We start from the raw sequence: 23,328 nt of genomic DNA on the forward strand, positions 1-23,328 counted from the left end.
TGGGGGACCTGGAATCTTCAAGTATGAAATCCTTCTTCAACAACACCTGGTCAGCACGAAGGCCATAGGACTTGCCCGGTTTGGCGACCTCAATCTCCTGCATTTCGCCACCAATCAGCCCCATCGTGCGACCTGCCTCACCGCCAACAGCGCTACCGTTGACCAGGCGAGCGAATCTGTTGCTGTTTGGGTGGTGAGTTACTAAGCCGTCGAAGTTTTCGACAGGCTCGTTGGTATATCCCTTCTTAGCTTCCCATTCGAGTTGGATGACGCGATACGGGACCTGCTGGTTAGCATCTGATGTTGCCATGGACCAACTCCCTGTCAGTCTCTGAGGTTGATTACGCGAGTCAAGTACCAGCAGCCCCTACTTCGCTTGAAGACATAAGTATCCATCTCATACTCCATACCAAAGTCCACCCTGCGCCCGTCGCCGGCGGTCGCCTCAATGGACATTGGATAGCCAACCTCACTTTGTCGCTCGGGACCCTTTGCCCCTGGAATAGTTTGATCAAAGACTTTTGCATCCTTGAAATAACGAAAAGGGAATAGGTCGAGGCGAGAAGGTCCTTTCCGCTTGGAGATGTGCGTGGCCGGCGATGATGGCGTTACGTCTTGGACAGTGTAAGTCGGGACTTCATACTCCAGCGGATCATTGGTGAAACGGCGACGTACGTCATCGTTTGCAACATCAGCATAGCGCTGAAGGAAAGTGCTGAAATCCTTCGAGGGACAAGCGACCGACGCTTGCCCGTTGTTCTGCCTCGGATGCTCGCGCTGCGGGGCGACTGCGTGGGCGGGCGACGTGCATCCCGCCATAGATAGACAAAGCACCGCAGCAAAGGCGATAGATGGATTCAAGTGGTAGGCACCCATGCTCATCCTTCTTCCTTTATTTATGGCTGTGGCATCTGAGAGGCCCGTCTCGGCGGCTGCTTCAAGACCACCTCAGCTTACCCATAGCTCAAGCCGTTTGGTGATCTTCCATCCTTTCCCGGTGCGCGCAAGCAGATAGAGCATGCCCGTGCCGCACCGTCCGTCGCAACGCTGTTCCGCATATGCCAGGGAGTGGGATCCATCGACGACGACCGGCACACTGAGTTGCAGATATCCGGCTGTGCCCGGGTAAGCCTGATAGAAGGCGGGCCAATTGATATCCGTCAGCAGTGCGTCGACGTGATCGGTAGATGCCCCATGGACATAGGTGCTCTCGGGCAGCCGTACCTGCACCTGCGCTGCATTTGCCAGCAATAGCGCCTGTCGCGCCTTTGCTGATACGAACCTATGTGCAGCGGTGGACGAAAGTAACTTCTGATCCAGATTCGAGCCGCACGCCTTCTCTGGCCTCTCAACAGGACAGGTCTGGGTAGACCGATCGAGCAACACCACGGGTTTGCGTTTTGCACGCATGCGAGACGTGTCCACCTCTGACGCACCAGCATAGACGGGGTACCGCTGCTCAGCGACTGCTGTCCAGATCAAGATGACGTCCTGCTTTGATAGAGCTGCAGGCGGCGACGGTGATGCTGACTGTTCGGCAGATCCTGCAATTGAAGAGGTGATCGGCTTTGCCAACAGCACGATGGCGAGCAACGGCGCAAAAAGTAAACAAACACGCAGGATGCGAGGCCAGCTTATCCGCCTTGGCGACAGGTCGGCTGGTGACGATGGATGCGCAGGGTGAGTGTCGTTGAAGGGAGACTCCTTCGACATTTTGTGTTGTTCCGACTCGTGTGGCGGTAGTTGAGAGGTCACCGGTTGCTCTTCGTAGGGGGATTGGTCGAAACACCATGTCTTTGCGGCGGCTTGGCGAACGTCACCGGGCTCGCGACGGCACCGCTAGCTTCCGCTCGCTCCTGAAGGGTTGGCAAGTCAGATCGGTTTGGCACGTCATCAGATCGGGCGGAGCGTCGTTGCCAATGAAGCATCCGAGACGGCGGTGGTTTTCCCCTGGGAGCATTCCTGTCCCTTGACCTGCCGTACATCCCCCACCCGCCATCCTCGGCTCCAGACTCAACTGGAGAACACACGATGATGAAGTGGATGGGCACCGCGCTGGCTGCGGCACTGCTGGTGAGCGGTTGCGCCAAGGAGGAGGGCGAGAAGTTCGTCGGCCACTGGGTCAACGTGCAGACGCAGGAAGAGACGATGGACATAGAGCGCAATGGCGAGACCTTCATGGTCCGCAGCACCACGCCGAAGTTCTTCAGCCGCAAGCCCAAGACCGAGAGCTACCCGGCGGTCTACAAGGATGGGGCGCTGGAGGTCACCAACGATGGCGAGACAGTGAACTTCGCCATCGACGCGGCCAACGGCCACCTCAACACCGGCGGCGAGCAGTACCAACGCGTGGCCGCCAAGTAGGGCCGCCGCTGCCGCCAGCGCCCGCGTGCAGACCTTGCCGGTCGCACGCGGGCGTTTTGCATTTGTGGCCCTGCCGGCTGCGCCGGGCCGCTGCTGGCGCTCGCTACGTTGAGCAGACACGGGGCCGGGCATACCGCCCGTCGCACGGCCTGGCGCTGCCGCTGCCATTCCACCCCGCGCAAGCCGTACAGTGCGCAGGCACGCCAGGGTCATGGCGCTGCCCGACCGATCAATCCAGCAACTACGAGGGTGTCATGAGCAAGGGGATGGACCAGAAGAAGAGCCAGAAGAAAGAGCCGACCAAGACGCTGAAGGAAAAGCGCGCGGCCAAGCAGGAAAAGAAGGGCAAGTAAGCCGCCCGGCCTGCCAGACGGCAGACGAGGTCAGGCGCAGGCCTGGCCTCGCGGTGTGGTGCAGTGCAAGGTCTTAGTGACTGCCCAGGCGTAATGGGTGCTCAGGGTTCTCACGGATAAAGCGATCGACCTCCGACAGCTTGGCCGGGAGCGCGCCGCACGGGTGGCTGCGGTAACTGAAGAACCGAAAGCCTGCGCGATACAGGCGCTCGACCTTGCGCCATTGCGCCTGGTTGCGGGCCGCGGGTGCCTTGAAGGAGCGCCCCATCACGCACAGCGCGTTACCGCAGCCGGGACACGGAGCCATCTGCTCGCGCGGAGCGATCTTGAAACTTCTGCGGCAACCGAAGCAGGCGTGCGCCAGCCGATAGGTGGCGCCGGTGACGGGCGCCTTGGCGACACGGGGCTGGCGGGCACCGACTGCGTAACGCAATTCGGTGCGATGCGCTTTGTCGGTGGAACTCACTGGCGGACCTCCGCGCCGACCATGGCGGGCTGACGCTGCACGACATACCGAACACTGCCATCGCATGACGCGATGCCGGCCCGATGCGTAGCGGGGAAGGTCGTGCCGTTCAGATTGGCAGAGTGCGCGTAGATGCCCGTGTCCATCGTGTCCGAATTGAGGTCTGCCCACAGCTGCACCGCTGCCCCACGATGCGCCAGACGTTTCTCCAGGTAGCACAGCACACGCACTGCAACCGCGTTCACCATCTGCCGATCTTCCACAGAGGCGCGGCCGCGACCGTCCCAATCCAGATGCGTATGCCACAGATCGAACCAGCTCTCCGGATCCAACCGGTCGACCGCTGCACGTGCCTTGGCTTCTGCACGCGCCCAATAGCGTTCCATCCGTTTGCGGCGACGTCGGTCCATCGGTGCGGTCCTGTTCCGGGAGCGCAGTTTCCGTCAAAACACGGCACAGCGTCACCCGCGCTGGCGTCCCAAAGCTCTGCAATCGGTCAACCAGCCCAGATGCGCTAATGTGGGTTTGTGGATTTAGGAGCTCGTCATGGGCCGTTTGATCAATGTTCTGAGCGCCCAGCAGCACCAGAGCCTCAAGGCGTTGGCCACTCTGCAGGGCAAGACCATCAGACAATACGCGCTTGAACGTCTCTTTCCTGGCGAAGCGAGCGCCGATCAGGCATGGCGGGAGTTGGAAAACCTGCTTGAGGGACGCGTCGAGGAAGGCCTTGCCGGCAAGTTTTCCACCAAGAGCGTCAGCGCCATCCTGGATGAAGAGTTGGCCGAGAGCCGTCGCGGCTGATGCATGGCTAAGTCCTTACCGACGCAGGCGAAGCCGATCTACGCGGAATCATCAGTCACATCTCAATAGGCCGGGCGAGGCCAGGTTCGCCTATACATCGCTGACCTATCGAGGTGTGATCTCGAGGATGTTGGATGTAGCAGTCTTCAGAGACACCATATCGGCTGAGGTGCTCTTATCTTTTTGATTCCGATTGCTCCCGATAACGCACAAATGGTTGGACCGCGACCGATTTATGGCTTTGGCTCGCGTTTTCTATTGGGGACCTGACGCTTCGGCACTTCCTGCACCGCCTCCGTTTCGCGCAAGTCCTCGTTGGTTCCGTCCACCCGGTCTCCTGCATCAAGCTGCTGCAACACGCGATCGAAATCGCTCACGAACAGCTGGTCCTGCACGATGCGGTACTTTTCGAACTCGCTTTCCGCATGAGCTTTGGCGATCTCGGCGGTGACGCGCCCTGTGTCCTGCAACACCTGCCGGTCGGTCGCTTCGATGAAGCGATTCAGACGTGTTTCCCAATCCTGCATGGTCATCGGAATTTGCCGCAATGCCATGTCCTCGGCCAGGTCAAGATAGGCCGATACAAGGCGTTGCAACTGCGCCATCTCGCCGGTGGTCAGGTAGTTCTTGGCGACGGCCACATCGAACTTCTGGATCTTCCCACGTGGTGCATCGGCCCAGGTGGTCAGACCCATGTGTTGCTTGCCGGCATCGGCACGGTGGTAGACGACTTCCGCCGCGGTGCGCCCATGTATGGCCCAGTGCAGCTTGTTCTGCACTGTGGCGAAGAACCGCTGGGTTGCCTGCGCGGTGGCATCGTAGTCCAGGGCGGTGGCGTAGATGTCGGTGATCTTCTGGTAGAACTTGCGCTCGGAGAGACGGATCTCGCGGATGCGCTGCAGCTGCTCTTCGAAGTAGCGCTTGCCGAGCACCGTGCCATCATTCTTCAGGCGCTCGTCGTCCATCGCGAAGCCCTTGATCGTAAAGGACTCGATGATGGAGGTGGCCCACTTGCGGAACTGCACCGCGCGCTCTGAATTGACCTTGTAGCCCACGGCGATGATGGCCGCGAGGTTGTAGTGCTTGGTGTCGTAGCTCTTGCCGTCGGCGGCAGTTATTCGAAAATTTCGAATAACTGCATCTGCCTGCAACTCGTTGTCAGCGAACACCTTTTTCAGGTGGTAGTTGATGGTGTGGGTTTCGACATCGTAGAGCTGGGCCAGCATCTTCTGCGTCAGCCAGACGTTTTCGTCGGCATACGCCGCCTGTACGCCGCCCTCGCCTGCGGCGGCCACGAAGGTCAGGTATTCGGCCGCGGACGAGCGGACGAGCGAAATTTCATGCTTTTTCGCCATCGATGCCTCCCATGCTGGCGATACCGCACAACCAGGCGTTCTTCGGCCACGAGGTTATCCGGGCACGCCCGATGACGGTGATAGGCGAACGTGCCGTTCTGCCGTAAGTGATGCTGCCATTGCGCCGGCTCGCGTCCATCAGAACAACGACCCCTGCACGGGCATGACAGTGGATGGTTCTGCTGCTTGCGTAGCGGGTGCCGCCTGCTGCTGCGCACCCAACCGCCACGCCAGCCCCGAGATCCGCGCGGCGTGCCTTGCGAGCGCGGCGCGGATGACCGCTTCGCTGCCGGCCAGGTGCAGGGCGCGGCGGGCGCGGGTGATGCCGGTGTAGAGCAGTTCGCGGCTGAGCACGCGGGCGTCGCGGGTGGGCAGTTGCAGCCAGACGGTGTCGAACTCGCTGCCCTGAGCCTTGTGCACGGTCATGGCGAAGGCACTTTCGTGCGCGGGCAGTGCGGCGGGGTGGAAGCCGCGCACCTGGCCGTCGCCGTCGCCTTCGAACCAGGCGACCAATGGGCCCTGGGCACGGCTATCGGTGCCTGGGGCGTGGCGGTTGGCGGTGCCGCCGGACTGGCCTGGCGCTGAAGGCGGGCTTTCGTCGCTGCGCCCTGAAGAGGGACCCGCGTCGCTGCGCCCCGAAAAGGGACTCGCATCGCTTCGCAGGCAGATGCCGACGTCGCCGTTGAACAGGCCGTGGCGGTAGCTGTTTTCGGTGATCAGCAGCAGGCGGCCCTGGAACCAGGGCGAGGCGCTGCCGAGACGGCGCGCGCCGGAGCCGGTTTCGGCCAGCAGTTGTTCGATGCGGGCATTGAGGCCGCGTGCGCCCTGCGGGCCGGCGCGTACGGCGGTGAGCAGGCGCAGGCGCGCGGCATCGCGCAGGGCCGCGGCCGGGTCTTGTGCATCGGCCAGCGCGCGCCAGTGCGCGAGCAGTGCGTCGCGGCCCAGGGTGAGCGGGTCTTCGCCGTCTTCGTGGAAGTGCACGCCGGCCAGCTCGCCGCTGCGCAGCAGGGCCAGGGCGGTGTCGGCGTCGCCGGCGCGGATGGCGTCGGCCAGCGGGGCGAGGGCGAAGTCGTGCGCTTGCCGGTAGCCGCGCAGCAGGTGCACACGGTGGCCGGCCAGGCCGCCGCTGTGGGTGGCGGCAGGCGTGGTGCCGCCGGGCGCGTTGCCGAGCAGCGCTTGCAGCGCCTGTGCGTCCTGCGGCTGCAAGGTATCGCCGGGGCCGGCGGCCTGCAGGATGGCGGCGAGCACGTCGCCGGCTTCCACCGAGGGCAGCTGGTCGGCGTCGCCGAGCAGGATCAGCTGGGTGCCGTCGGCCACGGCTTCGACCAGCTTGCACATCAGCGGCAGGTCGACCATGGAGGCCTCGTCGACGACGATCAGGTCGAATGGCAGCGGGTTGTCTGCGGTGTGGCGGAAGTTAGGGGAATCGGGAATGACGCCTAGCAGGCGGTGGAGGGTGCTGGCGCCGGTGGGGAGGAGAGATTCCCAGGTGGGCGGCTGGCCCTCACCCGCCCTTCGGGCACCCTCTCCCGCTTGCGGGAGAGGGGAAACGGCGGGGTTTGCTGGCGCTTGCGGGAGTGGGGGAACAGCGGGGTTTGCTGGCTCTGTCGCTCGCGGGAAAGAGGAAGCGCTGGGGTCCGCTGGCTCTGGCGCTTGACGGAGAGTGGCAGCGACGGGGTTTGGTGACTGCTGCACTCGCCCGTGCGGGGCTGCACTGGGAGTGGGTGGCAGTTGGATGCCGTCGGCGATGGCGCGCGCAACCGCAAGGCGCAGGCTTTCGGCCATGCGCTCGGCGGCGCGGCCGGTGGGTGCGGCCAGGGCGATGCGCGGGGCCGGGGTGTTGGATGCGTGCGCTTGCGCGATGCGCAACAGCAGCAGGCGCGCGATGGTGGTGGTCTTGCCGGTGCCGGGGCCGCCGGTGATCAGCAGCAAAGTGCGGCGCAGGGCCAGGGCGGCGGCCTGGGCCTGGCGGTCTGGGGAGTGGGACGGGGCGGGTGGGTTCGTGCCGTCTTGATGGTGGGATGGCTTGGGTAGGCTCGTGCCTTCCCGGTAGACGGATGGCTCGGGTCGGCCCGTGCCTTCCTGGTAGACGGATGGCTCGGGTCGGCCCGTGCCTTTCTGGTAGACGGATGGCTCGGGCGGGGCCGTGCCCTCACCCGCCCTTCGGGCACCCTCTCCCGCAGGCGGGAGAGGGATCGACGGGTTTGGGAATAGCTGTGCGAACAGCTGGGCCAGCGTGGCGGCGTCGCAAGGCGGCGGCGATTGGGCGGCGATGCGCTGCAGGCCCAGCGCCAGGCGGCGTTCGTACTCGCGGTAGCGGCGCAGGTAGAGCAGGCCGTGTTCGAGGACCAGCGGGCAGTCGGCGGCGGCGGGGTCTTCCGGGTTCGGTTGATCGACCCAGCGCGAGGCGGCGAGCGCGCGTTGCCAGTCGGCCGGGTCTGGCAGGGTGGGCGCCGGGCCGTCGCGTTGGTCCAGCAGGATGCTGGCGCGCACCGGGTCCAGCCCGGCATGGCCGCTGGTGACTGCCAGGGACGCGAGGGCGGCACCGGCCAGGACCAGGGCGTCGGTCTCCGGGGCCAGGCGTTGCAGGCTTTGGGCGAAGGCCAGGTCCAGCGTGCGCAGGGCTTCGGCTTTGATGAGCGCGCTGAAGAGGTTTGGGTGATTCATGAGGTGGAGGCCTGACGGGCGGACGGACCCTCACCCCAACCCCCGCTCCGCGCCCCAGCCTGCGCCAGCGGCGCGGGCGCTCCAAGGCATGCGCGCCAGTGGCGCGCAACCAGTGCCTTATCGCCCCGCGGGGAGAGCGGCTTTGGTGCGTCGGCGCTGACCGGGTGTGCACTCTCCCGGTGCGAGCGCAGCCTTGGTGCGTCGCCGGTAACGAGCTGTGCGCTAGTGGGCATCGGGCGTGCCTGGGTTGCTGGATATCGGCTCCGGGGCGCTGCCGGCGAACAGGGCGTCCAGGGCGTCGACCAGGATCGGGTCGAAACGCCAGGCGTGGACGCCGGGGGCCGGGGTGCCGGGATCGGTGGAGGCCGCCGCGTCCAGGCCGCGGCAGAACAGGTAGCGCACGCCGCCGAAGTCGCGGGCGTAGTCATAGGCGTCGCCCAGGCGGAAGCGCAACCAGCGGTGCAGCGCGACGGTGTAGATCAGCGCCTGCAACGCGTACTCGCTGTGCGCCATGGCGCGGGCCAGAGCGTCGGCGTCGTAGCTGGGCAGGCGGTTGGACTTGTAGTCGAGCACGTACCAGCGGCCGTCCACGGTGTAGGTGAGGTCGATCAGGCCGGTCATCAGGCCTTCCAGGCGCTGGCGCGCGCCGAAGGCCTGGCGCTCGCCGACCACGCCAAACCGGTGCAGCAAGGCCAGCAGCGCATCGACCCGGGTGGGCCGCATGGCGAAGTGGAATTCCATTTCGTTGCGGCGCTGCGGTTCGGGGACCGCGGCCAGGGGGGTGCCTTCGGGCAACACCACGGTGAGGGTGTGGCCGATCAGCGCGGTGAGCAAGCGCAGGCCGTCGTCGAGTTCGTCCCGGGCATAGCCGCCGCGTTGCAGCGCCTCGACGATGGGCGCGGCCTGGCCCTCGGGCGCGGGTTGGCCGGGCTGCCACGCGTGCCAGGCGGCAAAGTCGCAGCGCTCGAACACGTCGTGCATCACCACGCCGAAGCGATTGCCGGCAAAGCGCGGGTCGAACGGTTCGGCCTCGGTGGCCGCGGCGACTGCCACCGCCTCGCTGCCGGCCGGCTCGTCGCTGCCGCCGCTGCCGACCACCGTGGCGCTGGCCATCGGGTCGCTGGCGGCACCGGCATCGGCGTTGGCCAGCTGGGTGAAGCTGTAGACCCACCAGTCCGGGGCGATATGCCGCTGCGGGGTGCGCGCGGGCGGCACCTGCGCCTCGATCGGTGGCGGCAGCCGCGGCAGGGTGGCCGGTGGGGTGGACGTGTCGACCACCACTGCGCCCTCGCCGGCCGCGCCCTGCAGCGCGTCGAGCGCGCGCAGCATGCCGGACAGGGCGGTGCGCTCGTGCTGGTGGAACGGGCCGCTGGCGATCCACAGCGCGTGCTCGGCGCGGGTCAGGCCGACGTAGAGCAGGCGCGCGTCTTCGGCGCGTTGTTCCTGCTTCCAGGCCGCTTCGGCGGCGCTCCAGCTTGGGTCCTCTTTATCAGTCTTCCAGTGCAGCTGGCGGCCGAGCTCGGGCGCATGCACCACGCAATGGCGGCCGGCGCCCTTGTCGCTGCGGCCGATGCCGATGTAGGGCAGGAACACCAGCGGATACTCCAGGCCCTTGCTCTTGTGCAGGGTGACGATCTGCACGCGGCGCGCGTCCGACTCCAGCCGCAGCTGCTGGGCTTCGTCGTTGTCGTCGGCATTGGCGATGCGGCGCGACAGCCAGTCGACCAGGCCATGCGGGCCGAGCGCGCGGGCGTCGGCTTCCTGCAGCAATTCGGCCAGCTGCAGGTAGTTGGTGAGGCGGCGTTCGCCATCGACCAGGGCCAGCAACCGTTGCCCGTGCGCGGCGCCCAGCTCGCCGATCAGGGCCAGCGGGCCGCCGCGTTGCCAGCGCTCGCGCCAGTCCAGCGCCTGCTGCTGCCAGCGACGGTGACGCTCGCCATCGTGTGCAAGCGCGGCGATGGCGGCGGCGTCCGCGCCGATCAGCACGGTGGCCAGGGCGGCACGCAGGCGGCTGTCGTCGCCCGGGTCGAGCAATGCTTGCAGCAGGGCCAGCAGCTCCAGCGCTTCGTCGGTGGCGAACAGGCTCTGTTTGCCGGCCGCCACGGCGGGGATGCCCACCGCGCCCAGCGCCTGTTGCATGCGCGTGGCCTCGCCGTGGCTGCGCACCAGTACGGCGATATCGCCGGCCTGCACCGGGCGGCCAGTGACGGTGGCAGTGCCGTCGCGGCCACCGGCCAGCCAGCCGCGGATCGCCGCCACGCAGGCGGCGGTGGCCAGCTCGCGGGCGCGGCCGGCGCTCCAGGGTTTGGGCTTGCCTTTCGCAGGCGGCGGCGGTTCCGGCGCGCGCCACAGCGTCAGCGCCGGGGCGGTGGCGCCATCGCGTTGCAGGTCGGCATCCACCCGCTTGGTGCCGGGCTGCACCGGGTGGAAGGCGATGCCGTCGGTGAGGAAGGCCTCACCGTAGCCGGCCTGCGCGTACAGCGCGTCGATGGCCGCCAGCACGCCGGGGCGCGAACGGAAGTTGTGGCTCAGCGGCGGGGCGAGTTCGGCAGTGACTGCGGCGGCCAGATAGGTGCGCACGTCGCCGCCACGGAAGCCGTAGATGGCCTGCTTGGGATCGCCGATCAGGAACAGCGCCGGCTCCAGGCCGGCGGCGCGCGCGAGCGGGCCCTCGCCGAACACGTTGGAGAAGATCGCCCACTGGCGGTCGTCAGTGTCTTGGAATTCGTCCACCAGCGCGATGGCGTATTGCGCGCGCAGCCGTGTGACCAGGGCATCGGCCTGCGCGCCTTCCAGCGCGTGCGCCACGCCATCGACCAGGTCGTCGTAGGTCTGCACGCGGCGCTGGCGCTTGAGCAGTGCCAGCCGCGCGATGGCGTCCTCGCGCAGGGCGTGCAGCAGGCGGATGCGGCGACGCGTGCGCCATTGTTCGACACGCGCCAGCGCGGTGAGATAGCCGTCGATCTCGTGGCTCAGCGGCGAGTCCGGCGTGCGCTCGACGAACTTCTTGTTGGTGCCGGCGGCCAGTTCCGCGGCGGTCAGCTTGATCAGCTTGGGGTGCGGGGCGGTGTTGACCGATGGCGCGGCGGCGAAGCTGTCGAACCAATGCCACAGCGAGGCCAGCCACTCGGGTTTGTAGCTGACCTTGCTCAGGATGCCGCCGTCGATGGCGGACATGATGGATTCGAAAAACGCGGTGCCGTGCGCGTGAAACGCACTTGCCAGCGCGCGGCTTGCATCGTGCACGGCCTGCAGCAGTGCGTCGGCATCGTCGCTTCCGGCGTCGGACGCTGCCGGCAGGATCGCCGGATGCCGCACCAAGGCGCGCAGGTCGGTGGCCAAGGCCGGCGGGCCGCCCGACCACAACGCGATCAGGTCTTCGGCCATCACCGCATCGGCCGCGCGCTGGCGCCACAGGTCGGCGGCGACTTCGCCGAGCAGTTCGCGGTCGTTGGCGAGCAGTTCCGGCGCGGCGAAGGCCTGGCCGCTTTCCAGCGCATGCTCGCGCAGCACACGCGCGCAGAAGCCGTGGATGGTGAACACGGCGGCCAGGTCGATTTCTTCCACCGCCTGTTGCAGGCGGTGGCGCAGGGCGGCAGGTGTTTCGGTGCCGTTGGCCAGGTGGGTGGCGAGGATGGCGCGGGTGAGCAGGACGTCGGGCGCCTCCTGTAGGAGCGGCCCTGGCCGCGACGGGTCGTCGGCCAGGTCGGTCGCGGCCAAGGCCGCTCCTACGGGGGTGGTGGTGCGGGTGAGCAGGACCTCGGGCGCCTCCTGTAGGAGCGGACCTGGCCGCGACGGGCCGTTGGCGAGGTCGGTCGCGGCCAAGGCCGCTCCTACGGGGGGGGTGGCGCGGGTGAGTAGGACCTCGGGCGCCTCCTGTAGGAGCGGACCTGGCCGCGACGGGCCGTTGGCGAGGTCGGTCGCGGCCAAGGCCGCTCCTACGGAGGCGTCGGGGACCAGGGTCGCGGCCAGCACCAGGCGCTCGCGGATGCGGCGGCGCAGCTCCTGGGTGGCGGCCTCGGTGAAGGTGACGGCGAGGATCTGGCCGATGCGCAGGCCGCGCTCGACCACCAGCCGGGTGAACAGCGTGGCCAGGGTGAAGGTCTTGCCGGTGCCGGCGCTGGCTTCGATCAGGCGCACGCCGTGCAATGGCAAGTGCAGGTACGGGTCGGTGACGGGGTTGGCGCTCATTCGGCGTCTTCCTGCGCGCCGTGCCAGTGGCGCCAGCTCTCGATCAGACGCTCCGGCTCCAGCGTGGCATCGGCGTTGCCGCGCTCGAGCAGGTCGTACACGCGATGGCTGGTGATGGCGAACTCGGCGAAGCGCTGCGCATCGGCGAACGGGTCGCGGCCGCGGTTGACCAGGCGCAGTTCCGGGCTATGCGATTCGCTCCAGCCGAAGCTGGATTGCCACTGCCCGGCGGCGTCCTTGATGGCCTTGTCCAGGTCGTCGCTGCGTGCGGCCTGGTGGTATTTCCAGCTGCTGTAGGGCGCGAACGCCAGCGGCATGTGCAGGCCATGGCGATACAGCTGCAACAGCTCGCCCAATGCGTGTTGCGCCTGTGTCTGCGACAGCGGATCGGCGTCGATGGGATGCGGGCCCAGGCCGTCGTCCTGCTCGAAAAAGCGCACATACGGCACGCGCTCGCCGGCGGCGCGCAGCAGCAACCATTCCAGGCCGTGGCGGATCGCGCTGCGGCCACTGAGCGCACCGACCTGCACGCGCCCCACGCCATCGGCATACCAGCCGGGCACGCGACCGTGGACGTCGGTATCGCCGATGCGCACCTGCAAGCGGCGCGAATCGGCCGGCGCATCGCCGCGCCACTGCCGAAAGGCGTCGGCATACGGGCGCAGCTGCGCCACGCGTTCGTCGAGTTGACGACGGCCGAGCGGGCCCGATGGCAGCAATGCGCGCGCGCGCAGCCGCTCGTACAGCCCATCGACCTCGCCCGCCAATGCCGCCTCGAACACCTGCTGCTGCAGGCCGTATTGGTCCAGCCCGCGCGTGGGCGCGAGCAGCGGTTCCAGATCGCTGTCTTCGCTGGCCGGGTCGGGCAGCCGCATCCCCAGGCGATGGCGCAGGAACTGCCCGGCCGGGTCGCCGAACAGCCGGCGCAGATCGTCGATGGACACGCTGGCGGGCAGGCCGATGTGATCGGCCGGCAATACAGCGGCCACCCAAGGCGCCAGCGGCTGGCGCTGGCCGGCAAGGCTGTCCACGGCCGGGCGCCACTGCCGGCGATAACTGAAACGGCGCGGGTCGGTGCCGTGATCACCCGCCGCACCGAAGGCCGCGGCGGCAAACGGCTGCAACGGGTGGTGCACCACCAGCGTGTCGATTGCCGCGGGGTCGGCGTGGTACTGCGCAGCGCTGCCCAGCAGCTCGCTGACCAGCACCGACGGTTCGCGCGCGCTGCCGTCGCGCGCATCGGCACCGAGATAGCTCAGGTAGAACACCTCCTGCGCAGAGGCGAACAATTGCAGGAACAAGAACCTGTCGTCCTCGCGGGTTGAACGATCGCCATGCCGGCGGCGCTCGGTACCCAATTCTGCAGTGAGGCGATTGAGCCCGGCGGCCGGGTCGCGGCGCGGAAAGTCGCCATCGTTCATGCCGAGCAGGCAGATCACGCGGAACGGCAGCAGGCGCATCGGCACCATGCGGCCGAAGCTGATGCCACCGGTGAGCAACGGCGCGCGCGTGTCCGATTCGCCCAGCACCGCAGCGAAGTGCGCACGCACCACCTCGGCCGGCACCTTGCCGGCGTACTGGGCGCGCTGCGCATCGCGGGCGAATTGATCGATCAGGCTGCGTAGCCGATCCAGCGCGCGCTGCGCGCGCGGGGCCGATGGCGCGTTGGGAATCAACGCCTCCAGCAATTCAAGCAACCGCTCGCGCCATTGCCCGGGCGGCATCGGCTCGGCCAGGATGGACTGATGGCGTTCGAGCACGCGCAGCAGGCGCAGCAGCGTGTCCAGTGCGGCCACCGCGCTGCCTTCCAGCTGCGGCCATGGCGCCACGCCATCGATGTCGTCGTCGGCGCCGCTGGCATGACCGAGCAGCAGCCGGTCCAGCGCGAAACGCCAGGTGTAGGCGTCGTCGCCCGGTGCCTGGTGCTGACGCCGGTGCGCCGCATCCAGCCCCCAGCGCGCGCCGGCAGCGTGCAGCCAGGTCCGCAGGCGTTCCAGCCCGGCTTCGTCCAGGCCGGCGGCCTCGGCAATCGGCGCGCTGGCCAGCAGATCCAGGATTTCATGCAGCCCAAAGCGTGCGATCGGCAGCTTGAGCAAGGTCAAAAACACCTCGGCCAACGGCTCGCTGGCCAAGGGGCTGGCATCGGCCAGCGCGTACGGCAGCGCGTCGTCGTTGCCGTGGCTGCCGAACACCGCGTCCAGGTACGGCACGTACGGGTCGATGTTGGGCGACAACACCGCAATCTCGCGTGGCTGCAAGGGCGGGTCGAAGCGTGGGTCGTCGAGCAAGGCGCGCAAGTGGTCGTGCAATACCTGCAACTCGCGCAGGCGCGTATGGCAGGCGTGCACCTGCAGGCTGGGGTCGTGCAGATTCACCGTCGGCAACGCGGCAGGCACGCCTGGCGCGCGGCGGTGAAACAGGTCGCTCTGCATGCGCCGCAGCAGGCTGTCGCCCAGGCCGCCGTCGGCCAGTGCGCGGCGGCCGGACTCCAGCGGATCGGCATAGGCGGCGATCTCGGCCAGCGGATGCACCACCTCGTAGTCGCCGACCAGCGCCATGAAGTCGCGTCCGGCCGCGCCCCAGGCCTGCAACAGCGGATTCTCTTGCACCTGATCGGCAAACAGCTGCACGGCGCCGTCTTCGCGGCGACGCTGCCACAAGGTCTGCAGATCGCCCCAATAGCCTTGCGTGGGCGTGGGCAGGTAAAAATGCAGCGTGCCCACGCGCGCCTGCGTGGCCAGCACGCGCAGCACGTCGGGCGAAATATTGAGGATGGCGAACGCGAACAAGCGCTTGGGTAGGCCCTGCGGCAACGGACCATCGGCGCGCGCGTAACGGTCCAGATACTGGCCGATGCGCCGCGCGCGGTATTGCCGCCCGGAGGCGATGCTGCGCCATAAGCGCGCCTGCGGGTCATCGGGGTCGGCGCCGCCTTCCCAGCGCAGCAGCCAGTCGCGTCGCCAGGCCTGGTATTTCTCGAACACATTGCCCAACTCGCCGGCCAACGCCCACGGCTTGAGCGCATCGCCGTCGGCCAGATAGCCTGCCAGCGGCGCCAATGCCGCATCGCTGCCCAGGTCGGCCTGCAACGCTGCGTACAGGCGCCACTGCGTGGTGGCCATGTCCAGATCGTCGTCGGCCGCGCCGAGGTTGCACTCCAGCGCGCGCGCGACGAATTCGCCAGGAGTCAGAAATTCCAGATTCGCCGCCACACCATGCTCGGCCGCCAGCGTGGACTGCAGCCAGCGCCGCATCGCCACCTGCGGGATCAGCACCACCTCCGGCTGCAACACCGGTTGACCGGTCACCGGCTGCCGCAACTCCTGCGCGAGCAAGGCAGCCAGGGTATCCAGCGCATTGGAAGGATAGAGACGGAAATCGGGCGCGGAGGTGGCGTGCATGCGTGGGCGCATTGTGCCGGATGCCGGGGTAATGCGCGTTGACCTGCAGGGTGCAGGCCCGTCGATGTGTTCGCTCCTGCTGCGCAGATGCGCGGCGTGCGTGGAATGGACATGCAGCAACGCTCAGGCGAGCGCGGCCAGTGCCTGCGCTCGGTATCACGTCGCCGGTGCGCGGGATGCCCGAATGTTCATGCATTCGCCGACGTGCTTGCTGCCTGCGCGCATGGCCAATTCCACGCGACAGGCAAGAGCCGCTCTGGTCCAGACAGACGTCAATGACGGGGTTGCCGCCGCACTGTGCGGGATCTGCCATGCCAGCTCGCCGGTGCGGGTGCCTGTGCGATCGCTGCACTCCACCGGCCACGATTGCAGCGGCCGCAAATGCGATGGGCCGAGCATTGCCCGACCCATCGCATGGCCTTTACTGCGGCGCGTGCTGCGCGATCAGTATTTCTTTTCCAGATTGATCATCCAGGTCTGGTCGTTGCCGCTGTCGCCATCGGTGATGCCGCGGTATTCCAGGCGCGTGGACAGGCCTTGTTCGGTCAGCAACGCCGCGCCGATGCCCACCATCAGGCGATTGCGATCGAACGCGCTTTGCCCGGTGCGATAGAACGGCCCGCCAGACAGATCGGCGTAGCTCAGCGTGGCATCGCCGCGGCCCTGGAAGTCGCGCTGTTATTCCACGCGCAGCTGCGGGGTCGGGTGTCTACTGGAGGCTACTGCCAACCACGCTAGAAAGATGCCGATCTCCTCTATCCACGTCAGCTGCAGAAAAGAGACGCGAGACCCACTGCGCAAAATCTAGGGTCAATAGCGTCATTGCGATCTTTGTGCGCCCTTCCACTGCCGCGCTTGCATCTGCATGATGCCGCAGGCTCTCAGCAGGTAAACCCTACCGCCGCGTATGTTGAACCGCGATGCCACGCCGTGCGGCAGTTCGTGCGTTGCGGGACACGCTGTTACGCAGATGGCGACATGGTCGGCCACATCGCCCGCGGCATGAATGCGACAATACTGCACGCAGCGGTTCGGTTATGTTCAGCCGTGTGACGGCTACTCTATTGCGTTGGAATTCTGTTAAAGGCTTCGATGACGGCGTCCGCCTCTCCTGTCGTGCAATTGTCCGGTGTCCGCATCGATCGCGGCGGTCGCACGATCCTGCGCGACGTTTCGCTCGATGTGCCGCGCGGCAGCATCACTGCCGTGCTCGGTCCTTCCGGTAGCGGCAAGTCCACGATGCTGGCGGCGTTGACCGGCGAACTGCGCCCGGTGGCCGGCACGGTGACCTTGTTCGGCAACGCGATTCCACAGGGGAGCCGTGCACTGCTGGAGATGCGCCGCAACGTCGGCGTGCTGCTTCAGGGCAATGGCCTGCTGACCGACCTGAGCGTGGCCGACAACGTCGCGCTGCCGCTGCGCACGCATACCCGTCTGCCGGCGACGGTGTTGCAGCGCCTGGTGCAGATGAAGCTGCATGCGGTGGGCCTGCTGGCTGCCGCCGATGCCTGGCCGCGCGAACTGTCAGGCGGCATGGCACGGCGTGTGGCGCTGGCGCGCGCGCTGGCGCTGGACCCGCCGCTGATGATCTACGACGAGCCGCTGACCGGGCTGGACCCGATCGCCTCGGGCGTGATCATGAGCCTGATCCAGCGCCTCAACGACAGCCTGGGCCTGACCAGCATCATCGTCAGCCACCACGTGCACGAGACCCTGCCGATCTGCGACCAGGCGGTGGTCATCGCCAATGGCGGCATCGTGTTCGCCGGCACGCCCGAGCAGTTGCAGGACAGCACCGATCCGCTGGTGCAGCAGTTCCTGCATGGCCAGCCGGATGGGCCGATCGCCTTCGACGCGGCGCCGCGGCGCGACCGGAGTGCTGCCTGATGGCCATGGTCGAATCGATCCGCGCCTTTGGCCGCGCCGGGCTGTTCTCGCTGACCGTGCTGCGCGGCTCGGTGCCCACGCGCGACTTCATCGCCGAGCTGGTGCGCGAGATCTACAAGGTCGGCGCGCGCTCGCTGCCGATCATCGCCGTCGGCGGCGCCTTTGTCGGCCTGGTGCTGACCCTGCAGGGCTACCGCACACTGACCACCTACGGTGCGTCGGATGCGCTGTCCACCTTGCTGGGGCTGTCGCTATACCGCGAGCTGGCACCGGTGCTGACTGCGCTGTTGTTCATCGGCCGCGCCGGCAGCTCGATCGCCGCCGAACTCGGCCTGATGCGCGCCACCGACCAGATCAAGGCGCTGGAGCTGATGGCCATCGATCCGGTGGCCAAGGCGGTGGCGCCGCGCTTCTGGGCGGCGGTGCTGACGGTGCCGCTGCTGACCGGCGTGTTCTGCTCTCTGGCCATTACCGGCGGCTACTTCGAAGCCGTGCACGTGCTGGGCATCGACAACGGCACATTCTGGTCGGGGTTGAGCAACAGCGTGGACTTCTGGGACGACTTTGGCGTGGCGATGCTCAAGTCGGCGATCTTCGGTGGCACCGCCGCGCTGGTGGCCGCGTATGTGGGTTTCCACGCCGAGCCGACCATCGAAGGCACCTCGATCGCCACCACCCGCGCGGTGGTGAACGCCTCGCTTCTGGTGCTGATGTTCAACTTCGTCCTTTCTGCAATGTTGTTTAGGTGAGATAGCCCATGGCCATGCGTGGACCACGACTCGAATTCGCCGTCGGCGCCTTTTTGCTGCTGACCCTGGCCTCGCTGCTGGTGCTGGCGGTGGCCTCGACCAATCAACGCTGGGGCTTCGGATCCAGCCAGTACACGCTGACTGCGCGCTTCAGCCAGATCGGCCAGCTGCGCGCGCAGGCGCCGGTGAAGATCGGCGGGGTGACCATCGGCAAGGTGTCCGAGATCAGCCTGGATCCGACCAAGTTCGATTCGGTGGTGACGCTGTCGCTGGACACCAAATACAAGGACCTCCCCGCCGACACCTCGGCCGGTATCTTCACCAGCGGCTTGCTGGGCGAGAGCTATATCGGCCTGCAGCCGGGCGGCGACCCGGACACGCTCAAGCCGGGCGAAGAGATCGGCTTCACCCAACCGGCGGTGGATCTGCTGCAGCTGGTCGGCAAGTACATGTTCAGTGGTGGCGGTAGTGGCGGCAGCAATGCCCCGGCCGCCACCGATGGCCAGGCCCCCGCGCCTGCCCAGCCCGCTCCTCCCTCTACGGAACCACACCAATGAAGACCACCCTGCTCTCCACCATCCTGGCCTCGACCCTGCTGGTGTGCGCACCGGCCACCGTGCTGGCGCAGCCGGCTGCCGCCAGCGCGCCCGCGCAGGGCGCGGCCACCAAGACCGTCATCGACAGCAGCACCCGCATCCTGACTACGCTGGACCAGCGCCGCGCCGAGTTCCGCAGTAACCCGGCCGCCCTGCGCCAGTACATCAACGGCGAATTGAACAAGGCCTTCGACCGCGACTACTCCGCCCGCCTGGTGCTGGGCGTGCACGGCCGTGGCGCCTCCGACGCGGACATCAAGCTGTTTGCCGACGCACTGGCCGAGAACCTGATGCAGCGCTACGGCACTGCGCTGCTCAACTTCGAAGGCAAGCCGACCTTCCGCGCCAAGTCCGAGAGCGCGCTGCCGGGCAACCGCGGCGTCAAGGTCTCCACCGACCTGCTGCGTGCCGGCAACGACCCGACCCCGGTCGATTACCTGATGCGCAACAGCGGTGGCCAGTGGAAGATCTTCGACGTGATGATCGAAGGCATTTCCTACGTACAGACCTTCAAGACCCAGTTCGATGGCCCGTTGCGCGAGAAGGGCATCGCCAAGGTCGCCGCCGATCTGCGCAGCGGCAACCTGCAGGTCGGTGCGGCACCGGCCAATGGCAAGTAACAGCACCGTGCAACGCAACGGCGACACGCTGGCGCTGAGCGGCGTGCTCGACCGTACCGCGGTCACTGCGGCCTGGCCGCAGGCGATCGCCCAGCTCGATGGCATTCGCACGCTGGACCTGACAGGTGTACAACGCCTGGACAGTGCCGGCGTTGCGATGCTGGCCGAACTGGCCGCGCGGCTACGCGGCAACGGCACGGTGGCGGTGGTGGGCGAGGCGTCCGGTCTGGACGAATTGCGCGCCGCCTATCGCTTGTCTCCCACTCTCGATTTTCAGGCCTGAGCGCCACGCCATGACCCAGTTACGCCCCCTCCCCTTGCTGGCCTGCCTGTTGCTGGGCGCCTGCGCCAGCCAGGCGCCGAAGTCGGCGCCGCCGTCGGCCAGTGCCGATACCCCATCCAGTACGGAAGCACCGGTGCGTGACGATTCCGGAGTGACCGCGCAACCGGCCGCCGCCGGTTTTGCCGCGCCCGATGCGGTGCCTGCCAGCGTGGCCGCGGCGCCCGCCCAGCAACCCGCTGGTGATGCCGGTACCGACGCGGCAGGTGCGCCGACCTCGGCCGAAGACGACTTCGCTGCGCTGTATGGCACAGCCGCCCCACAGGCCGGCGCCGACGGTGCGCCGGCACAGCCGGGCGCCGCACCGGCCTACGACCCGTGGGAGCGCTACAACCGCGGCATGCACCGCTTCAACCTGGCGGTGGACCGTGGCGTGGCGCGTCCGTTGGCCACCGGCTATACCAAGGTGGTGCCGCGTCCGGCCCGCCTGGGCGTGACCAACTTCTTCGACAATCTCGGCACGCCGCTGACCATGGTCAACCAGTTGCTGCAGGGCCACCCGGTGTATGCGGTGCAGTCGCTGGGTCGCTTCGTGATGAATTCCACGCTGGGCGTGGCCGGCCTGTTCGACCCGGCCTCCGCAGCCGGCATTCCGCGTCGCAGCGAAGACTTCGGTCAGACCCTGGGTGTGTGGGGCTGGCGCAATTCGCGCTACTTCGAATTGCCGCTGTTCGGCCCACGCACCGTGCGCGACACCTTCGGCCTGGGCGGCGACATTCCGCTCTCGCCGTTGCGTCAGGTCGACGACAGCGGCGCGCGTTTCGCCCTGCAGGGCCTGCAGCTGGTGGATACGCGCTCGCAGCTGATGTCGCTGGATTCGCTGCGCGACCAAGCACCGGACGAATACGCACTGACCCGCGATGCGTGGATGCAGCGCCGCAACTACCAGATCGTGCGCGATCTGCGCAGCCATCGCGACAAGAACAACGAGCTGCCCGACTACCTGCGCGAAGACAAGGACAGCACGGTGCCGGTGGATGCGATGCCGATCCCCAACTGGGTACGTTGATCGGCTGCGCTGCGGTTTGCAATCAATACGAAAGCCCGGGAGCGATCCCGGGCTTTTTGCTTATGGCCCTCCTGCAGATGATGACGTCCGTGCGTGGATGCCACCACGGATGCCCTGATCGATCCGTTCTTTCTCTGTCCATCAACCACCCAGATCACCTGTGTGCGGAAGACCCGGATGCCGGTGTACTCAGGGCCCGGTCGCCGCCCCTTCGAAAATACGCGGCAATGCCTCGTAGCCTGAACCGAGCAAGGTTTTAATACTGCGGGTCTGCGTGTTGCGGATGAATTGGATGAGGCTCGTTCCGGCACAACGGATCGAGAAGCAGGCACGGTCGATGACATAGAACTTGAACGTAGCGTCCTGGTCGCGCCGCCAGCACAGAAACTCGCCGTTGATGCTGCCGCCGTAGAAGCGAAGCTCCTCGAAGAAACGGGCGATGTCACGGCTTTCGTCGTCGTAGGGTTCAAGACAATCGGGATCGCCGATCACGCTGCCGTCTTCCCGGTATTGATCGACCAGCGAATGGACCTGGTCGTGGAGTTCGACACCTCGAACGAGCAGGCCGTCATTGCCGAACATGCTGAAGGGCATCTCGATGACGAAAAGGCCGTTGGTGGTGCCGTAGCCGAATGTGCGAGCGAAGAGCGTGTAGGACGGTGGCAGCGGGCCGATCTGCGCTTGCAGGTCTGAAATCTCTGCGGCCGATGCCGTGCGCGTGATGGTCGCACGATCGAAAAGTTGAGTGAGGTCGTCGGCCATCAAGGTTCCTTCGAAAAGACGCCAGGCCAGTCGCTCGTCATCGGCCTTGGCATCAGGTGCTCGTCTCCAGCGCTGCTGCACTGTCGTTGCGAAGCATGGGTGATTCTTTGGCGTGGCGTGTGGATGTCCATCATTGACTGCCGCGTGACCGCGCTTGATTCCGTCCCTGGCCTGGGTCCGACGGACTCGATGCAGACATCTGGTCTCGTTCTTTGATCGAAAGACCACAGAAAAACTGTTTAGGCGTGGTCACATCCGCTTGCGGAGACCTTGAATTTTGAACGAGAGCCACGAAGACAACAGGCAAAACGCAAAACCGACCACAAGCGCAACCGCCACCATTGGCCATCCTGTGGTCCATTGGACACGGTAAAAGCAAGTTGCCGGCTCGCTATTGATGAGCGCGCCATCAGGACATGGATTGGCCAGGCGGCTGTGATACAGCAGCACCACGCCCGTTACACAGGCAAGGGCGCTGCTCAGGATAAGCATCAGAACACCGGCTCGAACGAGTAACTTGCCTGGCATTGAAGGACGACTGCCTGCGTCATGCAGTGGCGGCCAGTGCCGCATCCACTGCCTGACGCAAGCGCGCATCGTCTGCCGGCACGTCGGGAGCGAAGCGCTCGATAACCGTGCCGTCGCGGCCGACCAGGAATTTTTCGAAGTTCCACAGCACGCCCGGCGCGGGGTTTGCGGCAATGCCGTAGCCGGCGAGTTTCTCGCGCATCGGGCCATCGCCGGTGGCGCTCGGGCGTGCGCTGGTCAGGGCCTGATACAGCGGATGGGTGTCGGTACCGGTGACGGCGATCTTGGAGAACAGCGGGAAGGTGACGTCGTAGGTGAGCTGGCAGAACTGCGCGATCTCCGCCTCGCTGCCGGGCTCCTGTCCGTTGAAGTCGTTGGCTGGGAACGCCAGCACTTCCAGACCCGCGGCGTGCTTGTCGCGGTACAGCGCTTCCAGGCCTTCGTATTGCGGGGTGAGGCCGCACTTGGAGGCGACGTTGACCACCAGCAGCACCTTGCCGCGGTAGTCGGCCAGCGTGGCGGGCTCACCGTCGATGCGGGCCACGGGGATGTCGTACAGCGTCTGGCTCATCGATACGTCCTGGACAGGTAGAGCCGAGAGCATAAACCGCCACTGGCTCATGGCGCTTGCAGTTATCTCCAGCGACGCGCACGGGCCAAGCGGCTGATCGGCCCGTGCAAGCGCTTGGACATATTTGAAGCCATCAATCGATGCACAACGCGGCCTGGCCCATGCCGCCGATCACTTCCTGGCGGCAGCCGAAGCGGTCGCTGTCGCGCTGGCAGGTGCCGGTGGTGGCGGTACCGGTCGGCACGATGCTGGTGGCCAGGCAATCGCCGCTGCACTCGGCATTGTCGGTGCAGGTCTTGCCGGCATCGGCATACGGCACGATACAACGCGGAATCTGCATGCGGCCTACCGGACGCAGTTGGCCGCCTTTTGCGGTGCAGGCGGCAGCATCATCGGTGGAACCTGCGTTCGCAGCCGGTGGCGCGCTCGCTGCAACGCCGGACTTGGCGGCAGGCGTATTGCTACATGCGGCCAGCAGCAGCGCGCACAGCATCGGGTGGATCCATCGGGCCGCCATGGGAATCTCTCTGGGACAAGGGGCCTACAAGCATCGCGGTGGCGATGTCTGCGTGGCGTGGTCGGCATGGGACGCCCAAAAAAATCTGCCGTTGTAGGAGCGCACCTGGGCGCGATGAGGCGTTATCGGCAATGCCCTGTCGCGCCCGGGT

The 23,328-nt window shown here is 66.6% G+C and carries 20 protein-coding genes and 1 pseudogene; 8 read left to right on the top strand and 13 right to left on the bottom strand.

The features are described from left to right. Positions 1 to 324 precede the first annotated feature (324 nt). On the bottom strand, positions 325 to 882 hold the full coding sequence (locus VZ068_RS21465; RefSeq protein ID WP_349656443.1) for a hypothetical protein: 558 nt from the start codon (positions 880 to 882) through the stop codon (positions 325 to 327). A 66-nt stretch (positions 883 to 948) separates the two neighbouring features. Then, positions 949 to 1,713 carry a hypothetical protein gene (locus VZ068_RS21470; protein ID WP_349656444.1) on the bottom strand — a complete coding sequence of 255 codons (765 nt, stop codon included), beginning with the start codon at positions 1,711 to 1,713 and terminating at the stop codon, positions 949 to 951. Positions 1,714 to 2,031: 318 nt separating this feature from the next. Here VZ068_RS21470 and VZ068_RS21475 point away from each other — a divergent pair, with 318 nt between their 5' ends. Then, a complete protein-coding gene (locus VZ068_RS21475; protein WP_259166444.1) occupies positions 2,032 to 2,364 on the top strand; it encodes a hypothetical protein in 333 nt (110 codons plus the stop codon). Positions 2,365 to 2,790: 426 nt separating this feature from the next. Here VZ068_RS21475 and VZ068_RS21480 read toward each other — a convergent pair whose 3' ends face one another. Both VZ068_RS21480 and VZ068_RS21485 read right to left on the bottom strand, forming a co-directional pair. Then, on the bottom strand, positions 2,791 to 3,183 hold the full coding sequence (locus VZ068_RS21480) for a hypothetical protein (protein WP_349656445.1): 393 nt from the start codon (positions 3,181 to 3,183) through the stop codon (positions 2,791 to 2,793). Continuing rightward, positions 3,180 to 3,593, bottom strand: a complete 414-nt coding sequence (locus VZ068_RS21485) for a hypothetical protein (RefSeq protein ID WP_349656446.1) — start codon at positions 3,591 to 3,593, stop codon at positions 3,180 to 3,182. Before VZ068_RS21485 ends, VZ068_RS21480 begins: the two co-directional genes overlap by 4 nt. A 136-nt stretch (positions 3,594 to 3,729) precedes the next feature. Here VZ068_RS21485 and VZ068_RS21490 point away from each other — a divergent pair, with 136 nt between their 5' ends. Next, a complete protein-coding gene (locus tag VZ068_RS21490; protein WP_349656447.1) occupies positions 3,730 to 3,984 on the top strand; it encodes an antitoxin in 255 nt (84 codons plus the stop codon). Between the two features lie 233 nt (positions 3,985 to 4,217). Here VZ068_RS21490 and VZ068_RS21495 read toward each other — a convergent pair whose 3' ends face one another. The 5 genes and pseudogenes from VZ068_RS21495 to VZ068_RS21515 all read right to left on the bottom strand — a co-directional run. Then, the gene (locus VZ068_RS21495) at positions 4,218 to 5,210 is read right to left on the bottom strand and encodes a virulence RhuM family protein (protein WP_349656448.1); all 993 of its coding nucleotides are present in this window, start codon (positions 5,208 to 5,210) and stop codon (positions 4,218 to 4,220) included. Between the two features lie 267 nt (positions 5,211 to 5,477). Continuing rightward, a complete protein-coding gene (locus VZ068_RS21500) occupies positions 5,478 to 8,006 on the bottom strand; it encodes an AAA family ATPase (RefSeq protein ID WP_349656449.1) in 2,529 nt (842 codons plus the stop codon). Positions 8,007 to 8,228: 222 nt separating this feature from the next. Next, positions 8,229 to 12,197, bottom strand: coding sequence for an exodeoxyribonuclease V subunit beta (locus VZ068_RS21505; RefSeq protein ID WP_349656450.1), 3,969 nt, complete (start codon positions 12,195 to 12,197; stop codon positions 8,229 to 8,231). Beyond that, positions 12,194 to 15,598: an exodeoxyribonuclease V subunit gamma gene (recC, locus tag VZ068_RS21510; protein ID WP_349656451.1), complete on the bottom strand. Its 3,405-nt coding sequence runs from the start codon at positions 15,596 to 15,598 to the stop codon at positions 12,194 to 12,196. The genes VZ068_RS21505 and recC overlap by 4 nt, the downstream gene beginning before the upstream one ends. Before the next feature lie 444 nt (positions 15,599 to 16,042). After that, positions 16,043 to 16,300, bottom strand: a pseudogene (locus VZ068_RS21515) (autotransporter outer membrane beta-barrel domain-containing protein); the annotation flags it as partial. A gap of 390 nt (positions 16,301 to 16,690) precedes the next feature. Between VZ068_RS21515 and VZ068_RS21520 the strand changes: the two are divergent. From VZ068_RS21520 to VZ068_RS21545, 6 genes are read left to right on the top strand one after another with little or no spacing between them, the layout of a single operon-like run. Continuing rightward, positions 16,691 to 17,485, top strand: coding sequence for an ATP-binding cassette domain-containing protein (locus VZ068_RS21520; RefSeq protein ID WP_349656452.1), 795 nt, complete (start codon positions 16,691 to 16,693; stop codon positions 17,483 to 17,485). Continuing rightward, on the top strand, positions 17,485 to 18,234 hold the full coding sequence (locus VZ068_RS21525; RefSeq protein WP_104535395.1) for an MlaE family lipid ABC transporter permease subunit: 750 nt from the start codon (positions 17,485 to 17,487) through the stop codon (positions 18,232 to 18,234). The genes VZ068_RS21520 and VZ068_RS21525 overlap by 1 nt, the downstream gene beginning before the upstream one ends. Before the next feature lie 8 nt (positions 18,235 to 18,242). Continuing rightward, complete coding sequence (gene mlaD / locus VZ068_RS21530) at positions 18,243 to 18,791, top strand: outer membrane lipid asymmetry maintenance protein MlaD (RefSeq protein ID WP_349656453.1); 549 nt, start codon at positions 18,243 to 18,245, stop codon at positions 18,789 to 18,791. Then, entirely contained in the window at positions 18,788 to 19,450 is a 663-nt protein-coding gene (locus tag VZ068_RS21535; RefSeq protein WP_349656454.1) for an ABC transporter substrate-binding protein, read from the top strand. The genes mlaD and VZ068_RS21535 overlap by 4 nt, the downstream gene beginning before the upstream one ends. After that, positions 19,440 to 19,733, top strand: coding sequence for an STAS domain-containing protein (locus VZ068_RS21540; RefSeq protein ID WP_349656455.1), 294 nt, complete (start codon positions 19,440 to 19,442; stop codon positions 19,731 to 19,733). The genes VZ068_RS21535 and VZ068_RS21540 overlap by 11 nt, the downstream gene beginning before the upstream one ends. Positions 19,734 to 19,743: 10 nt before the next feature. Beyond that, positions 19,744 to 20,799: a VacJ family lipoprotein gene (locus VZ068_RS21545; protein ID WP_259166467.1), complete on the top strand. Its 1,056-nt coding sequence runs from the start codon at positions 19,744 to 19,746 to the stop codon at positions 20,797 to 20,799. 189 nt (positions 20,800 to 20,988) lie between these two features. Here the strand turns inward: VZ068_RS21545 and VZ068_RS21550 are convergent, their stop codons facing one another. The 4 genes from VZ068_RS21550 to VZ068_RS21565 form a co-directional block, all read right to left on the bottom strand. After that, positions 20,989 to 21,561 carry a hypothetical protein gene (locus VZ068_RS21550; RefSeq protein ID WP_349656456.1) on the bottom strand — a complete coding sequence of 191 codons (573 nt, stop codon included), beginning with the start codon at positions 21,559 to 21,561 and terminating at the stop codon, positions 20,989 to 20,991. Between the two features lie 249 nt (positions 21,562 to 21,810). Further along, complete coding sequence (locus VZ068_RS21555) at positions 21,811 to 22,053, bottom strand: hypothetical protein (RefSeq protein WP_259166470.1); 243 nt, start codon at positions 22,051 to 22,053, stop codon at positions 21,811 to 21,813. Between the two features lie 55 nt (positions 22,054 to 22,108). Then, positions 22,109 to 22,660 carry a glutathione peroxidase gene (locus VZ068_RS21560; protein ID WP_259158735.1) on the bottom strand — a complete coding sequence of 184 codons (552 nt, stop codon included), beginning with the start codon at positions 22,658 to 22,660 and terminating at the stop codon, positions 22,109 to 22,111. Between the two features lie 133 nt (positions 22,661 to 22,793). Then, complete coding sequence (locus VZ068_RS21565; RefSeq protein ID WP_259158737.1) at positions 22,794 to 23,177, bottom strand: hypothetical protein; 384 nt, start codon at positions 23,175 to 23,177, stop codon at positions 22,794 to 22,796. Positions 23,178 to 23,328 lie beyond the last annotated feature (151 nt).

Source organism: Xanthomonas sp. 10-10, from assembly GCF_040182365.1.
GTDB lineage: Bacteria > Pseudomonadota > Gammaproteobacteria > Xanthomonadales > Xanthomonadaceae > Xanthomonas > Xanthomonas arboricola_F.

Coding starts and splice junctions, on each gene's coding strand:
- VZ068_RS21465 (WP_349656443.1), bottom strand. CDS start 882: ATGAGCATGGGTGCCTACCACTTGAATCCATCTATCGCCTTTGCTGCG.
- VZ068_RS21470 (WP_349656444.1), bottom strand. CDS start 1,713: ATGTCGAAGGAGTCTCCCTTCAACGACACTCACCCTGCGCATCCATCG.
- VZ068_RS21475 (WP_259166444.1), top strand. CDS start 2,032: ATGATGAAGTGGATGGGCACCGCGCTGGCTGCGGCACTGCTGGTGAGC.
- VZ068_RS21485 (WP_349656446.1), bottom strand. CDS start 3,593: ATGGACCGACGTCGCCGCAAACGGATGGAACGCTATTGGGCGCGTGCA.
- VZ068_RS21490 (WP_349656447.1), top strand. CDS start 3,730: ATGGGCCGTTTGATCAATGTTCTGAGCGCCCAGCAGCACCAGAGCCTC.
- VZ068_RS21495 (WP_349656448.1), bottom strand. CDS start 5,210: ATGCTGGCCCAGCTCTACGATGTCGAAACCCACACCATCAACTACCAC.
- VZ068_RS21500 (WP_349656449.1), bottom strand. CDS start 8,006: ATGAATCACCCAAACCTCTTCAGCGCGCTCATCAAAGCCGAAGCCCTG.
- VZ068_RS21505 (WP_349656450.1), bottom strand. CDS start 12,197: ATGAGCGCCAACCCCGTCACCGACCCGTACCTGCACTTGCCATTGCAC.
- recC (WP_349656451.1), bottom strand. CDS start 15,598: ATGCACGCCACCTCCGCGCCCGATTTCCGTCTCTATCCTTCCAATGCG.
- VZ068_RS21520 (WP_349656452.1), top strand. CDS start 16,691: ATGACGGCGTCCGCCTCTCCTGTCGTGCAATTGTCCGGTGTCCGCATC.
- VZ068_RS21525 (WP_104535395.1), top strand. CDS start 17,485: ATGGCCATGGTCGAATCGATCCGCGCCTTTGGCCGCGCCGGGCTGTTC.
- mlaD (WP_349656453.1), top strand. CDS start 18,243: ATGGCCATGCGTGGACCACGACTCGAATTCGCCGTCGGCGCCTTTTTG.
- VZ068_RS21535 (WP_349656454.1), top strand. CDS start 18,788: ATGAAGACCACCCTGCTCTCCACCATCCTGGCCTCGACCCTGCTGGTG.
- VZ068_RS21540 (WP_349656455.1), top strand. CDS start 19,440: ATGGCAAGTAACAGCACCGTGCAACGCAACGGCGACACGCTGGCGCTG.
- VZ068_RS21545 (WP_259166467.1), top strand. CDS start 19,744: ATGACCCAGTTACGCCCCCTCCCCTTGCTGGCCTGCCTGTTGCTGGGC.
- VZ068_RS21550 (WP_349656456.1), bottom strand. CDS start 21,561: ATGGCCGACGACCTCACTCAACTTTTCGATCGTGCGACCATCACGCGC.
- VZ068_RS21555 (WP_259166470.1), bottom strand. CDS start 22,053: ATGCTTATCCTGAGCAGCGCCCTTGCCTGTGTAACGGGCGTGGTGCTG.
- VZ068_RS21560 (WP_259158735.1), bottom strand. CDS start 22,660: ATGAGCCAGACGCTGTACGACATCCCCGTGGCCCGCATCGACGGTGAG.
- VZ068_RS21565 (WP_259158737.1), bottom strand. CDS start 23,177: ATGGCGGCCCGATGGATCCACCCGATGCTGTGCGCGCTGCTGCTGGCC.